The organism is Alteromonas sp. NFXS44, assembly GCF_040148705.1.
Classification (GTDB): Bacteria; Pseudomonadota; Gammaproteobacteria; order Enterobacterales; family Alteromonadaceae; genus Alteromonas.
The window spans coordinates 408,711-423,433 of the sequence record NZ_JAGDEA010000001.1; the positions used below are offsets into that span (position 1 = coordinate 408,711).

The window sequence follows — 14,723 nt, forward strand, 5'->3', positions numbered from 1 at the left end:
CCCTGCAAGCCTTACGACATGCAAATTCCGTTACGCCAGACGCGCTGAACCTGCAAGGCGTCGTTTACCGTTATCCAGTTGGCTTGCGAGCCGGTTTGTAATGTGCCGATACTTGATGAAAGCCCAAGAAAGTTTGCCGGTGTTGAAGTGGCCATTTTCAGGGTGCTTTCCAGCGCAATGTTCAAATCAAAACGGGTATGCTGAATGGCTTCTTCCATGGTCAGTACCGAACCGGCCAGTGTGCCGTCTGCCAGTTTCAGCGTTGGTCCCTGACGCAGTACCTTAATGCCCTGATACATAAAGTGGTCAGCATCGCTGGCCGCCGGGGCCATGGCATCGGTCACCAGCATCAGCTTGTCGTCACCCTTCAGGCGGATGGCCAGAGTGGCACTTACCGGATGCACATGCTGATGATCAACAATCAATCCGCAATACACATCATCACGGTATAACGCGCTGCCCACTACGCCGGGTTCCCGGCTGGTAAGGGCTGACATGGCATTGTAGAGGTGTGTTGCGCCGGTTGCACCGGCATCAAAGGCTTTAAAACAGGTGTCTGCATCTGCGTTGGTGTGACCGGCCGATACAATTACGCCCGCGTCCACCAGACGGGTGATGTCTTCAGGAGATACGGTTTCCGGCGCAACGGTAAGTAACACCCGGCCTAAGTCTTTGCGGGTAAAAAGGGTAAACTCATCGTCACTCAGGGGGCGGATATGCGCCGCACTGTGCATGCCCTTTTTCGCCGAAGACAGGTGCGGGCCTTCAAAGTGTACGCCGGGAATAGCGCCAGGGTCGGCCTTATGCGCTTCAGCAATAGCATCCGCACCGGCAGACATGACGGCAATATCGTCTGTGATCAGCGTAGGCATAATACTGCCTGTACCGGTAGTCAGGTACGCACGGGACATCTGCAACAATGAATCTGCCACCGGCGCTTCATTAAACTGCACACCGCCGCCACCATTAACCTGCACATCTACCATGGCTGGCATGATCAGGCCATCCAGCACATCGTGTTGCCCCGGTTCCGCATCAGGTGTCACCGACGCAATGCGCCCGTTTTCCACCGTGAATACCACGTTGCTTTGCAGGCGGTAGCCATCAAAAAATTGTGAGGCAAAATAACCCATGAATTAAACCGTTTCCGTGACTTTCTTCAAGCCTACCGGATTATCCGGGTCCATGTTAAGGGTTCTCGCTGCAATTTCGATATCCAGATAAAAACGCTGCATGATCAGCAATGGCGCAACCAGCGGATGCACCTCGTCATCTACTTTTAACAGTGGAAATACCGGCGCGCCACGGCGCTTCACTTCTTCTATCTGGCCGCTGTGAAAACTGGCTGAAGCATCCGGCACGTGCACGTCAATAATGGCTACGCCACGGTTAAGCAAGGCTACCGGTCCGTGCAGGAACTCTGCGCTGCTGAACGCTTCGGCCTGAACGCCAAGTACTTCTTTCATTTTAAGGGCAATTTCGCGGGACACCGCATAACCAAATGCACGGCCAAGTACTACGCAGCGCTCCATAGGCTGAAGTACCTCAGCGGTAAGTACCGGCGCCTGTACAATGGTGTACTCAAGCCGGGCGGGCAACGCACTCAGCGCTTCCTGCAGTGCCTGGTTGTCTGAGCACGCAGCTACAATGGTCAGCAAAGCATATAAACTGGCGAGATAGCTTTTCGTGGCAGCCACTGCCACTTCAGGGCCGGCTTTAAGGGGCACGAAGAAATCAGCAAGATTTGCCAGCGGTGAGCTTTCATCGTTTACCAGCGCAACAACCAGCGCGCCTTTTTTCTTCGCCATTTTTGCCTGAGCAAGAATGTCAGGGCTGCGGCCAGACTGGGAAATCACGAACACTAACGCTTTTTGTAAACGCAGTGACTTACCGAATACACTGTTCACCGACGGTGCTGCGGCGGCTACCGGTAAACCCAGCTCAGTTTCAATGAGGTATTTACCGAAGACACCGGCGTGGTCAGATGTACCACGGCCAATCATGTACACAAATTCAGGGTCTTTTTGCTTAATTGCTGCCGCCAGCGCAGTGATTTGCGCTGCGTTGTCACGTAATTGTGTGCGAAAAACGTCAGGGGTCTGCGACGCTTCAGCAGCCATTTTTGTTGCGTGTGCCATTCAGGCCTCCTTAAATGCCTGCCGTGCCAGCGAAACCGCACCGTATTCAGGGGAACACAATGCGGGGCTCAGCAGCCGTTGAATAGTATCAGGGATCTGGCTGCTCCAGTACGATGCCAGTCCGCCAATCATGGTGATACGCCGTGCATCCAGCGCCTGTAATCTTGTCAGCATTTTGGTGAGGTACATAGTACCTTCATTAACAATGGCCTGCGCACCGGCGTTGTTCTGCTTCGCAAAGTCCAGTACCAGCGGTGCCAGTGCGGCGTAATCACCGGAGCGGTAGTGCAGGGCCTCCGCAACAATATCTTCCGGTGTTATTACGTTAAGTTGCTGACACACCGCCTGCGTGAAATCACAAACCGGTTGTAACGCATCCATCGCTTCCAGGGTGTGGCTGATTGCCCGCCAGCCCAGCCAGGCGCCGCCGGCCTTATCGCCCAGCGGGAATCCGTGACCGCCAATACAGGTATGTACTTCATTCACGCTGGCAAAGGCCGAACTGCCCGTGCCGGTAATTAAAATGGCACCTTCGCTGCCACCGTGTGCGCCGGTACAGGCTATGTGTAAATCGGTAGTAATCATGGTACTGGCGAAGGGAAGCTGCCACTTTTCTGCAATTTCCCGGTAGGCCGGAATGTTCACTCCGGCCAGTCCCAGGCAGGCATGCACCTGTGACAGTGCACCCGCCGGCAGTCCGGCTTCCTTTAATGCTTGCATGGCAGCGGCATTCACCGAGTTATATGCGGTCTCTGCAGATTGTGCAGGATTAGACGGGCCGGAAAGCCCTTCGCCAAGCAGTTCGCCGTTCAGGGATTCAAGGCGGGCTTTGCATTTAGTGCCGCCGCCATCGATACCAAGAAAATACTGTTGCTGAATCACTCACGGGTTCCTTGCTGTTGGATAGATAAAATAGAGAATAAAAAACGGTGTAAGATCAGATTTTGATAAAAATCTGTTTGCGGTAGAGCCAGTACAAGGGAATAAAACAAATACCCACAAACATCACTACCCAGGTAGTGGCACTGGCAAATTCGCTGAAGCCTGCCTGTAAAGACCACTCAACCCATGCCGCATGGACAGATGTGCCGGCTATTTCCCAGTCCAGGCACTTTTCGATAATGACGTGCAGCACATAGGCGGTAATCGCATTGGCGCCAAAGATTACCGGAATGGCCGTGCCGGCACGGTGGCCTTTAATATCGGTGTACCACACCATCACCGCCAGAATCATTGCGCCAATCCCGCCGGTGGCCAGCACGAAAGAACTGGACCAGATTTGCTTGATGAACGGAAAGCCAAGGCTCCACACACAACCGGCACAAAAGGTAAGAAAGCCGAATAAGAAAAGGTGCATCACGGCGTCCCTTAACTCACCTTTGGCGGCAATGATAATGCGGCCGATAAGCATACCCATGATGCCGGTAACCACAGAAGGGAAGGTGCTGAGTAAACCTTCAGGATCCCATTCGCCACGCCAGAGCATGCCGGGCATGAATCTGTCGAACCAGTTAATAATGTTCTCGCCCCGTTCCAGGTGACCGGCGGGTAAATCCGGGGCCGGCACAAACAGCACAAACAGCCAGTACAGCACCAGCAGGGCAATGCCGGTTTTAATAATCGTACGCACAGAGCAGTAAACCGCCAGATAGCAGCACACCAGGTACACCAGTGCGATACGTTGCAACACGCCAGGAATACGAACCTGCTCGAAGTGGGTGTAGAACAGGTTCACCACTAATCCCAGGGCGAACATAATGCAGGTGCGTTTCCACACTTTTTGCAGCACAGGTTTCAGATTGGGGGAATCAGCATGAATATTCTTAAAGCCTAAACTGATTGCCACACCCACAATGAGGATGAAAAAGGGAAATATCAGGTCGGCGAAGTGAATGCCATCCCAGTATGCATGGGACAACTCACCATAGGTATTCGGACTGTTTGCCACAATCATGGCCATGATAGTCAGGCCGCGGAATACATCCAGCGACAATAAACGGTTTTTCTTTCCGGTGTTATCAGCCGTGTTTGTCATGATCAACTGCTTCTTTAGTCATCAGGGTTTTTACGTTAACCTTGCTTTGTCAACGTTGTCAAATGTTATTTTGGTGGAATAAAATACGATAAGACAGGGGAATGGCAGGACAGGAATGTTGCGGGCCGTCTCCATAGCCTTTATGCTCCTGAAAGACAGGAATTTTTTTGATCATGGCAGTCACTATGAAGAAGCCGACAATTAAGGATGTGGCCAAGTTAGCGGGGGTTTCCTTTAAAACCGTTTCCCGTGTGGTCAACAACGAAGCCAGCGTCAGCGATGAAGTACGCACCAAAGTGCAGGAATGTATTCAGAAACTGAATTATCAGCCTAATCACACTGCACGTACCATGCGTAAAGCGCCTTTCTCACTGGCGTTCGTGTATGACAACCCGAACAGTCACTATGTGATTGAGATGCAGAACGGCATCATTTCAGAGTGCCGCAAGCGCGGGTTTGAACTGGTTATTCATCCCACCGACTCCCGTTCCGAAGAAGTGGGTAAAGAGCTGGCGGCCATGATTGGGTCAAATCAGATAGGCGGGGTGATTCTTACGCCGCCGTTATCCGAAAACCGTGAACTGGTTACTTTTCTGCTGAACCGGGATGCCAAGGTTGTACGCATCCTGTCCGGTTCAGAAGCGCCGGATACACTTGCCCCTGTGGTCCATGTGGACGATGTGGAGGCCAGCCGGAAAATGACAGACTATCTGCTTGATCTCGGGCACAAGCGTATTGCGTTTCTCGGCTATCATGCCTCTCATGAATCCAGCCTGGGTCGCCTGCGCGGTTTTCGTGAAGCACACGAAGCACGGGGGCTGGCAGTGGACAAGAACCTCATCGTAGACGGCGAATTTACCTTTGATTCCGGTATGGCGATGACAAAGCAGGTTCTCAGTAATGACAATAAACCCACCGCTATTTTTGCATGTAACGACGAAATCGCAGCCGGCGCAGTGTTCATGGTGCGCCTGAATCAGCTTCGGGTGCCGGAAGATGTTTCCGTGGCCGGATTCGAAAACAGTCCGTTTTCAATTCAAACCTGGCCACACCTCACTACCATCAATCAGCCAAATTTTGATATCGCCGCTTCCGCCGCCGAAATGGTGATCAAGATGATGCAGGCGAAAGATGTTCACACCGTGGAATCTAAAGGCTTCAGCCTCGAACTGGTTGTCAGAGATTCCGCTGCGCCGCTGAATTAATTTCCTGATATTCCGGAACCACCGTGTCATAAATTTTTCATTTTGATGTTTGACAACGTTGACACGCGGTGATAGCGTCAAAAACGGGATGATGAAAAAATCACCGTAAAACAAAAATAAAAGAAAACATATTCAGCGACGTTGCCTGAAGCTGAAACGATAAAAGTGTTGAACTGATGGGAAACGCAAATGAACTATGCACTTCCGAAGAAAACCCTCATTGCCAGCGCGCTGCTCTGTGCTCTGAACCCTGTTGCTTTTGCGCAGGAAACTGCAACGCCTGATGAAGACCAGATTGAACGCATCGACGTGACTTACCGCTCCAGCCTTGTGCAGGCAGCGGCGATCAAGCGTGATGAAACCAAAGTTGCCGATATCATCACCTCAGAAGATATCGGTAAATTCCCTACCGAGAACATTGCTGAAGCTATTCAGCGTATTCCCGGTGTACAGATTTCCAACATTAACGGTCGTGGCTCCACGATCAGTGTGCGTGGTTTAGGTGCGCAATATGCGCGGACGACCGTTAATGGTCAGACAATGGCAAACGCCGATTTCACCGGAGGCTTCCGTTACGACATTATTCAGTCAGAACTGGCCTCTGCCATCTCGGTGATTAAATCTCCCAGTGCTGACATGGATACCGGTGGTTTATCCGGCACAATCAACATCGATACTACCAAGCCGCTGTCTTACGGCGAGCGTAAAATTGTGGCATCGGTAAAAGGTCAGTATTCAGAATTTTCACCTACTGACGATGTTACGCCGAAAGGAAACATTACTTATATCGACCAGTTTGCTGACGATACCGTGGGTATTTTCCTTAACGCCGGTTATCAGGAACTGGATGACCGCGTAGATAACTTCTGGATGGGCCGCTGGTTCCAGGACGACGAAGGCAATGATTATCCCCGCCGTCCCCGTTACCGTCGTATCGACCGTGAAACCAAGCGTTATCTGATGAACGGTGCCGTGCAGTGGCGTCCGACTGACAGTTTTGAAACTACGTTTACTGCCATTTATGCCGACGACGATACTTACCAGGATTTGAACCAGCAGGTATTCCTGTTCGACCGTGATGACATCACCCTGCCTGGCGAGCCGGTAGGCGGCGTATACACCAATGTGAGAATTGATGATTTCACGCTGGAAAATAACCGTCAGATTGAAGAAAAAGGCGCGACCAGTAAAGCTTTTACCTTGCAGTCTAAATACGAAACGGAAAACTGGATAATCTCAGGCGTGGCGCACTATACCGCCGGTGATGCTACAGAAAGCGAAGAAGCCGCTATTCTGGCAACCACCGTGTCTGCCACCATGGATATTTCCGACAGCAGCAATGTTATTTTCGATGTGGATGAAGATCTCACCGACCCGGCGCTGTATCCCTACGACATGCCCCGTAACGAATACCCGAACGGTGCGACCCGTATTGTGGATACCTCCGAAAAGGCGCTGCAATTTGATGCTGAACGTATTCTCGACGGCGACATTTTCACGTCTTTCGCATTCGGCGTGAAGTACCGTCAGGAAGAGTTTAACCGCGAAGTATATCGTACTGACCGTTTCGCCATTGGTGATGCAGACCCTGCAGACTTACCGCTGATGTCTGAATATAACTTCATGGTGACGGACTTCCTCGATAATCAGATGTCTATTCAGCATGCCTGGATCGCACCGGATATTCAGGCTTACCGCGATGCGCTGGTAGCAGAGGGCGTGACCATTCCTACCTTCTTTGCCGCCCAGTCATCTTACGGTATCGAACGTGACATTTTGTCGTTCTACTCCGAGCTTGAGTTCGACACCATGTTAGGTGATTTCCCGTTCCGCGGTAATTTCGGCGGACGTTACGAAACCACAGACCGGACAATCAATACTTACCTCACCGGTGAGCAGAATCCGGATAACGAAGAAATTCGCATGGTGGTGGGTGAATACGATATCGATTATGACTACACCAACTTCCTGCCCAGCATGAACCTGGTGTTAGAGCTCACCGATGAAGTACAGGCCCGTTTTGCGGCAGCAAAAGTGCTGGTGCGTCCTATTCTGACGTCCAATACACAAATCGCTGCTTCAGAAACCTCAGCGTCTAACTCCTTCGGTACCACTACCTACACCATCGATCTGGGTCAGCCGGAAATGAAGGCAATGACCGCAGACCAGGCAGATTTAGGTCTGGAATGGTACTACGGTGAAGGTGACAGCCTGGCGTTAACCCTGTTCTGGAAAGAAATTAAGAACGGCGCTGTCACCGAGTTTGTTTGTCCGGACAGTTATGACGGTGTGGCGCTGAGCGGCACGGCAGCAGACTGTACCGACAATGAAGGTAATATTTATGAAATTACCAGCACCTACAACGATGACTCCGGTACTACCATCAAAGGTTATGAGCTTGGCTGGAACCAGGGACTGGACGAATGGCTGCCCATCAAAGGTTTTGGTTTCTCAGCAAACTACACCTTTATTGATGCGGAAGACGGTGAAGATTTTGTACTGACCAATTCTTCTGAAGAAACCTGGAACTTCATCGGCTACTGGGAAAATGAAGTGTTCAGCGCGCGGGTCGCACTGAACCACCGCAGCCCGTATATTCAGGACAACAACGATGCGTTCTTCGCCCGTGAAGGCCGCGTGGTAGATGGCCGCGATCAGATAGACGTGGTACTGAGCTACAACGTGACTGAAGAACTGAACCTGCGTTTCGGCGCACTGAATATTAACGGTAACGATGAAGAAGCCTACTACACCGATGAGAAGCCGGTCTGGCAGACCACCAGTGTACTGGGTACAAGCTACTATCTGAGTGCAATGTACTCGTTTTAAAAACGCGGTGTGCGCTGCCTGTTAATGCAGCGCACGTTTTTTACAGGATAAAATCAATGCGTAAACCTATGTCTATGCCGGTCAGTGCGCTGTGTCTGGCAGTGGCGTTCGCCTTAAGTGGCTGCGGTACACCGGCAGAGCAACCCCGTGCCAGTGAAAGTGAAAACGTAGCCGTGCAAACGCCTGTGCAGGCTGTTCTCAGCCGGGTTACCGGTGGTCAGGCAGGGCACATTTCCACCCGCAAAGTTACCGGCGACGAACCTGAGTGGTACGAAGTGAATGTAACAGACGGACAGGCGGAAATCAGTGGCAACAGCGATGCGGCCATGGCATACGGTGCATATCAGTATCTGCGGGAGCAGGGCGCGTTATCGGTAAGCTGGGAAGGCAACCGCGTGGCCATGCCCGACCATTTTGCTGACTACGACGGGGTGAAAATCGCTACACCGTTTGATCAGCGCGCATATCTGAATGTGTGTGCTTACGGTTATACCACACCCTGGTGGGACTGGGCGCGCTGGGAGCAGGAAATAGACTGGATGGCCCTGCACGGTGTGAATAACCCCGTGGCAATGGAAGGTCAGGAATTTGTGTGGCAAACCCTGTGGAAAGAGTTCGGTGTAACAGACAGCGAACTGGATACGTACTTTTCAGGACCTGCGTTTACGCCCTGGCAGCGCATGGGTAACATTGAAGGCCATGAAGGCCCGTTACCGCAAAGCTGGATTGATAAGAAACACAAACTGCAGAAACAAATTTTGGCCCGCATGGACGAGCTGGGCATGAAGCCTGTTGTTCCGGCATTCAGCGGGTATGTACCCAAAGCGTTCACCGAACGTTTCCCTGATGCAAAAATTTACGAAATGCCGAAATGGACAGGGTTCGAACACGAAACCTACTGGCTGGACCCGGCAGATCCGTTATTCGATAAAGTGGCAAAACGCTTTATTGAAATCTACACCGCCACCTACGGCGAACACGAATACTATTTATCTGATGCATTTAATGAAATGCTGCCGCCGGTGTCAGAAGACAACCGTTACGCCGACCTGGCTTCTTACGGAAAGCGCATTTATCAGTCTATTCAACAGGCTGCGCCGGATGCTACCTGGGTGATGCAGGGCTGGATGTTCGGTGCCGATGAAGAGTTCTGGGATCTGGAATCTATAGAAGCCTTTTTGAAAGATGTACCGGACAGCAAAGCCATGATCCACGATATCGGCAACGACCGTTATCATGTGTGGCAGCGTACAGAAGGCTTTAAAGGTAAGCCGTGGATCTTCGGATTCATTCATAACTACGGCGGATCAGACCCCGTTTACGCTGACTTTGCAGACTACACGGAACAGCTGGATGTGGTAACGCATTCAGAAAATAAAGGTGCGTTAACCGGTTTCGGTGTATTCCCTGAAGGTATTCACAATAACTCTGTGGCTTATGAGTTCCTGTTCGATTTACCCTGGCAGGCAAAGCCGGACATGCAAAGCTGGATAGCCACCTACGCCAACGCGCGGTACGGTAAATCGTCTCCGGCGCTGCTGAATGCCTGGGATAAGCTTATCGACGGCGTGTACTCGGTACGTTACTGGACTACGCGCTGGTGGGAAGGGTCAGCAGGTGCTTACTTACTGTTCAAGCGCCCTACAACGGACATCACAGAATTCGAAGGTAGCCCGGGCGATCTCGCCAGCCTCGATGAAGCCATCATGGAACTGCTGTCTCTGACTGATGAATACGCAGATTCCCCGCTGTTTATCTACGATCTGGTGGACGTGACAAAACAGTCTGTATCACTGCATGTGGATTTAATGTTGCAGGAAGCCGTCGCGGCTTATCAGGCGAAAGACATTGAAAAAGGCGATGCACTGACGGCACAAATCACCAAACTGGTTACACAACTGGACGCGCTGATGGGATGGCACCAGGAGTCTCTGCATACCTGGTTGTCAGATGCAGCCGCATACGGTGACAACAAAGCAGAATCAGACTTTTATGTGAAGAACGCCCGTCAGCAAATTACCGTGTGGGGCGGTCCTAAACTGAAAGACTATGCGTCTAAAGCATGGCAAGGCATGTATAAAGATTTCTACCTGCCGCGCTGGTCGCAGTACTTGTCAGCCCTTCGTGCTTCAGTGGTGTCTGACTCGTCTTTTGATGATGAGGCACAACAGCAGGCACTGATTGAATGGGAGAGTGCGTGGACAGAGCAAACCACCATTCCCGCACCGGTAAAACCGGACAACCCTGTGTTGCTCGTTAACGGGTTAATGATGGAAGTTTCCCGTTAACAGCCTGCCCGCCTGTGGTTGGGCTGGCGGGCTTTTTCTTTCCGTATTCCTATCTTATTGCTGCGCCATCAATGCCGTATAAAACTGGACGGCTTTTACCAGGTTCGCTGCCGGTATCTTTTCATTGGTGCCGTGAATACTGCCAAGATCTTCTGAACGTAACACCATAGGCGCAAAGCGGTAACTGTCGGTTATTTCGCTGTAGAAGCGGCTGTCTGTAGCGGCAATGGTCAGGCCCGGCGTAATAATGGCATCCGGATAAACGGCCCGTGTGGTTTGTACCATCTGTAAAAAACCTTCGTTACTGCTGGATGCTACCGGCGAAGGTTCGGTGAATTCTCCCGCTTCCACTGTTACCCGGTCATCGTTAATGGCTTCGCGCACCCATTCAGTTACAGATTCCACCGAATCCCGCGGGTGCAGCCTGAAATTAATCGTGGCCGTTGCGGTGGCGGGTAGTACGTTAGATTTCACGCTGCCTGACAGCATGGTGGGAGCTGTAGTGGTGCGCAGCATGGCATTACCGCTGGTGCTGCTGCCTACAACAGAATTCAACAGGGGTTTAAACAACCACATATTGGCAAATAACAGCCGCTTGGTGAAATCCATGTGCCGGGCGATGTCGCTGTACATCTTTTCGCTTATGCCTTCCAGCCCGCCGGGTAACGGCGCGTCGTGCAGCTTCATCAGTGCAGCGGCCAGAATAGTTACCGCAGTATCTTGTGGTGGCATGGAGCTGTGTCCGCCTTCACCTTCTGCGGTGAGCGTCAGTGTTAAATACCCTTTTTCCGACAGGTTAATACTGGCAATGCCTTTATCGATACCCGGCACAATGCCGTCCAGCACGTATGAGCCTTCATCCAGCGACCAGGCCGGCGTGATCATTTTATTTTTAAACCACTGCGTGACTGCAATTGCGCCGTCCGTGCTGCCAATCTCTTCGTCATGGGTAAGGGCAATATAAATATCCCGCTGCGTGACGATGTTCTCTTCCAGCAAATGCGTGGCAGCAGCCATCAGTGTGATGACAGAATTTTTGTCGTCCAGTGCGCCACGGCCCCACACTTCACCGTTTTTAATGACGCCGCCGAACGGTGGGTACGTCCAGGCGCGCTCTGTACCCGGGTTAACAGGCACCACATCGTAATGGGCTGAAAACAGCACCGGCTTTAACGCAGCGTCCTGACCTTTCAGGCGGAACAGTAAGGTGTGAGTGTTCAGGCGCACCAGCTCTGCTTTTTCGAATACCAGCGGATAGGTGGCGGCCAGCCATTCCTGAAACGCGGTGAAGCTGGCGTAGTTGTCGGGGTTGCCGTTTTCATAGGAAACGGTTTTAAAGGTCAGCGCCTCAGCCAGCTGTTTAGCCAGTAATTCATCGTCGGGCTGGATTAACGTAATGTCTGCAGACAAGGCAGACTGCTGTGGCGTGAAACGCATGGCGTTAAAAATCAGTACGCCAATCAACAGAACAATCACGACACCCAGTGACAGGAAAAAACGTTTCATACTCTTATCCTTAAATGAGCAGGCAGTTTAACTGACAGAATCAATGTATACCTTCACCGCGCGGCGCATAGAAGGGAAAGCAATATTATCCGGGTTAATATCACCCGGTTTCAGCCATTTTACACCGGCAATTTCGCTGGCCTGAAGCGAAAATTCCGGGCGCTTTTTCAGCGTGGCAACAAAAAAGCCATCGCAGGTGTGATAGCGCACACCGGCATAATCATAGGTGTTGGGTGCAGACAGCAAATATTGCCAGTCAGCAATATGAATGCCCAGTTCCTCGCGGGTTTCCCGCATGAGTGCCTGTTCCAGCGATTCATGAAAATCTACAAATCCGCCAGGCAGACCCAGCTTACCTTTACCCGGGGCTTTCGCACGCACGGTAAACAGCAGGTGACCATCACACACCAGAATACCCGCTACCGCCGTGGCAGCATTCAGGAAGTAAGTAAAGCTACAGTCTTCACAAAAATAGCGGTTTTCGGATAACGAAAAAGCATCACTTTTGCAGTTCGGGCAAAAGCGCAACGGGTCTGTATTCATGCAGAAAATACATCAATTTGATGACAGAAATTAGCGGTTAGCATGCCAGAAAATATGCTGGCGGGGCAACTTTCTAAAACACCACACTAATTAACGCGGCCAGCAGGAATGCAATGCTGCCGAGCAGGGTTTCCATTACCGTCCAGGTTTTCAGGGTGGTCTTTTCATCCATATCCAGCAGGCGGGATACCAGCCAGAAGCCGGAATCATTGAAGTGCGACAGCACCGTTGCGCCGCCGGCAATGGCAATTACAATACAGCAGATGTCTACCGCTGAAAGGCCGGTGGTGGCCGATACGATGGGCGCCATCAGAGCTGCTGTGGTGGTGAGTGCTACTGTGGCAGAACCTTGTGCTACCCGTAAACAGGTAGAAATCACAAACGCTGCCACAATCACCGGTAATCCTGTGTCCTGTAATAATCCTGCCAGCGCTTCGCCAATTCCGCTGCTGCGCAGTACACCACCAAACATACCACCGGCACCGGTAACCAGAATCACACCGCAGATGGGCGCCAGCGATTCTCCGCAAAGCGCTTCGGTTTTCTCACGACCAAGATCGCGGGTGAACAGAAATAAACACAGAATAAGCGTGATCAACAGCGCGACCGGGGTTTTACCCAGCATACGCAGAATATCTATCCATAAAGCATCGCCGCTTATTGCGCCGGATACCTGCAACGTATTCAAACCGGTATCCATAAATATCAGCAGCACCGGCGTTAGCAGCACAGCCAGCACCGTACCGAATGCCGGCGGGGTGGTTAATGTGGAAGAATCAGTGTTCTTATACAGCGGCGGCAGGGAGAGTACGGTTTTCTTGCCCGCATACAGGGCAAAGCAATACGCGCCCAGATACCAGGTAGGAATGGCAATCAGCAAACCAACCAGCAACAGAAGGCCAATATCCGCCCCCAGTAAATCAGCAGCGGCCACCGGGCCGGGATGAGGTGGCACAAAGGCATGCATTACCGCAAACGCGCCGGCTGCGGGAAACGCATATTTAATTGTAGAGCCACCGAACTTAGCCGCCACACTCATCAGTATGGGGAACATCACAATCAGTCCGGCATCAAAAAAGATAGGAAAGCCGAACAGTAATGACGCAACACCCAACGCAAACGGCGCTTTTTGCTCACCGAAGCGGTTGATCAGACCATCGGCCAGCACTCTGGCACCACCGGTGACTTCCAGTAATTTGCCAATCATACAGCCCAGCCCTACCAGCAAGGCCACAGAGGCCAGCGTGCCACCAAACCCTTTCATCATCACCGGCACAATGTCATCGGCCGGAATACCGGCTACCGCAGCCGACAATACGCTGACAAGGATCAATGCCACAAATGCATGCACCCGCATTTTTATAATGAGCAGTACCAGCAGCACCACCGCGCCAAGGCCGGTAAGCAACAGGTGAGTAGGGTCGGTTCCAATATCCATAGCACGTTCTCTTATTCACAGCGTTTTACAGGTTCAGAAGCGGTTACTGAAAGCCGGCAGAAAAAATTACGCTTTAAAGCCATTCACAATCAGTAACGTTACCGGTAACATGGTACATGTTACGCTAAAAAGGTAAACAATTATTTAACACCAAAACCGTGGAGCAGGCTGCAACATTATGAGTAAAAGCGAGAGCAAACAACCGCCGGCAGGCTTCTCTGTGGTGGTCATGGGCGTAAGTGGTTCAGGTAAAACCACCGTGGCTGAGATGCTGGCGGCAGAGATGCAGGCCACCTTCATCGACGGCGACGATTTACACCCCAGAGCCAACGTAAAAAAAATGGGCGAGGGCTCCCCGCTTAACGATGAAGACCGTGCGCCCTGGCTCGAACGCATCAATGATGCGGTGTATAACCTGGAGCAGCGCAGCCGCAAGGGCGTGATTGTGTGCTCGGCACTGAAAAAGCGCTACCGCGATGCAATTCGCAAAGATAACAAAAACCTGGTGTTCGTGTTTCTCGACGGCCCGAAACATGTGATTTTAGAGCGGATGGCTGCCAGAAAAGGGCATTTTATGAAACCGGATATGTTGGACAGTCAGTTTGACGCGCTGGAACGGCCGGACATCAGCGAGCAGGATGTATTAACAGTCACCATCGACAGCACACCGCAGGAAATTGTCAGCCGGGTAACAGAGCGTTTAAAAGCGCGAAACTGTATTTAAATCATTTTTAAGCGTTG

The 14,723-nt window shown here is 51.7% G+C and carries 11 protein-coding genes; 4 read left to right on the top strand and 7 right to left on the bottom strand.

Annotated elements, in window-relative coordinates:
* Positions 1-11 precede the first annotated feature (11 nt).
* Genes nagA through J3369_RS01795 form a run of 4 tightly spaced genes read right to left on the bottom strand, consistent with a single transcriptional unit; the run spans position 12 to position 4,173 of the window.
* Complete coding sequence (gene nagA / locus J3369_RS01780; RefSeq protein ID WP_349583088.1) at positions 12-1,133, bottom strand: N-acetylglucosamine-6-phosphate deacetylase; 1,122 nt, start codon at positions 1,131-1,133, stop codon at positions 12-14.
* Positions 1,134-1,136: 3 nt separating this feature from the next.
* On the bottom strand, positions 1,137-2,138 hold the full coding sequence (nagB-II, locus tag J3369_RS01785) for a glucosamine-6-phosphate deaminase NagB-II (protein WP_349583091.1): 1,002 nt from the start codon (positions 2,136-2,138) through the stop codon (positions 1,137-1,139).
* Entirely contained in the window at positions 2,139-3,020 is an 882-nt protein-coding gene (locus J3369_RS01790; RefSeq protein ID WP_349583094.1) for a glucosamine kinase nucleotide-binding domain-containing protein, read from the bottom strand.
* 55 nt (positions 3,021-3,075) lie between these two features.
* A complete protein-coding gene (locus J3369_RS01795; protein WP_349583097.1) occupies positions 3,076-4,173 on the bottom strand; it encodes an acyltransferase family protein in 1,098 nt (365 codons plus the stop codon).
* A 173-nt stretch (positions 4,174-4,346) separates the two neighbouring features.
* Here J3369_RS01795 and J3369_RS01800 point away from each other — a divergent pair, with 173 nt between their 5' ends.
* The 3 genes from J3369_RS01800 (at position 4,347) to J3369_RS01810 (ending at position 10,495) form a co-directional block, all read left to right on the top strand.
* Positions 4,347-5,378, top strand: a complete 1,032-nt coding sequence (locus J3369_RS01800; RefSeq protein WP_232373457.1) for a LacI family DNA-binding transcriptional regulator — start codon at positions 4,347-4,349, stop codon at positions 5,376-5,378.
* A 189-nt stretch (positions 5,379-5,567) separates the two neighbouring features.
* Positions 5,568-8,207 carry a TonB-dependent receptor gene (locus J3369_RS01805; protein WP_349583101.1) on the top strand — a complete coding sequence of 880 codons (2,640 nt, stop codon included), beginning with the start codon at positions 5,568-5,570 and terminating at the stop codon, positions 8,205-8,207.
* A gap of 56 nt (positions 8,208-8,263) precedes the next feature.
* Positions 8,264-10,495, top strand: a complete 2,232-nt coding sequence (locus J3369_RS01810; protein ID WP_349583104.1) for an alpha-N-acetylglucosaminidase — start codon at positions 8,264-8,266, stop codon at positions 10,493-10,495.
* A gap of 54 nt (positions 10,496-10,549) precedes the next feature.
* Here the strand turns inward: J3369_RS01810 and J3369_RS01815 are convergent, their stop codons facing one another.
* From J3369_RS01815 to J3369_RS01825, 3 genes are all read right to left on the bottom strand, one after another.
* Positions 10,550-12,001: a M20 family peptidase gene (locus J3369_RS01815; protein ID WP_349583107.1), complete on the bottom strand. Its 1,452-nt coding sequence runs from the start codon at positions 11,999-12,001 to the stop codon at positions 10,550-10,552.
* A 27-nt stretch (positions 12,002-12,028) separates the two neighbouring features.
* Complete coding sequence (locus tag J3369_RS01820) at positions 12,029-12,544, bottom strand: NUDIX hydrolase (RefSeq protein WP_349583110.1); 516 nt, start codon at positions 12,542-12,544, stop codon at positions 12,029-12,031.
* 73 nt (positions 12,545-12,617) lie between these two features.
* Positions 12,618-13,982 (bottom strand): GntP family permease, encoded by a 1,365-nt coding sequence (locus J3369_RS01825; protein WP_349583113.1) that lies wholly within the window; start codon positions 13,980-13,982, stop codon positions 12,618-12,620.
* A gap of 178 nt (positions 13,983-14,160) precedes the next feature.
* On the opposite strand from J3369_RS01825, the gene J3369_RS01830 reads away from it, so the two are divergent.
* On the top strand, positions 14,161-14,706 hold the full coding sequence (locus J3369_RS01830) for a gluconokinase (RefSeq protein ID WP_349583115.1): 546 nt from the start codon (positions 14,161-14,163) through the stop codon (positions 14,704-14,706).
* Positions 14,707-14,723: the final 17 nt, after the last annotated feature.